1 protein-coding gene and 1 pseudogene are annotated in these 535 nt (G+C 55.9%); both read left to right on the top strand.

Annotated features, from left to right (window positions below):
* Nucleotides 1–113 precede the first annotated feature (113 nt).
* Nucleotides 114–254 carry a hypothetical protein gene (locus tag G6041_RS14090; protein ID WP_166491663.1) on the top strand — a complete coding sequence of 47 codons (141 nt, stop codon included), beginning with the start codon at nucleotides 114–116 and terminating at the stop codon, nucleotides 252–254.
* 132 nt (nucleotides 255–386) lie between these two features.
* Nucleotides 387–535 (top strand): annotated as a pseudogene (locus tag G6041_RS14085) (IS6 family transposase); the annotation flags it as partial.

Here is a 535-nt window from a genome sequence, read left to right as displayed (position 1 = left end):
GCCAGGCCTCAGCATTTTATTATGGTGATCCCCTGGGCGAAATGCGCCTGGTAAGCAGAGTTTTTGAAATGTAAGGCCTTTGAATAAGACAAAAGGCTGCCTCATCGCTAACTTTGCAACAGTGCCTGGACGGCGTCACCCAGCAAAACGCCGCCCTGGTGCAGGAGTCCGCGGCCGCGGCCGCCTCGCTGGAAGAGCAGGCGAAACACCTGACCCAGAGCATCGCCAGCTTCAGACTGCCGGAACCGGCATAATTCCTCCCTGTAGCCCTTAATGCCCGGCGGCGCTGCGCTTGCACGGGCCTACGTTTCTGTAGGCCGGGTGGCACTGTTGCAAATAGTCGGTGGTGATAAACTTATCATCCCCTTTTGCTGATGGAGCTGCACATGAACCCATTCAAAGGCCGGAATTTTCAGCGTGACATCATTCTGTGGGCCGTACGCTGGTACTGCAAATACGGCATCAGTTACCGTGAGCTGCAGGAGATGCTGGCTGAACGCGGAGTGAATGTCGATCACTCCACGATTTACCGCTG

This window comes from Cronobacter sp. HA18003, from assembly GCF_011605905.1.
GTDB lineage: Bacteria > Pseudomonadota > Gammaproteobacteria > Enterobacterales > Enterobacteriaceae > Cronobacter > Cronobacter sakazakii.
Note: the sequence above shows the minus strand (reverse complement) of the source record. Positions and strands in the feature narration are given on the sequence as shown.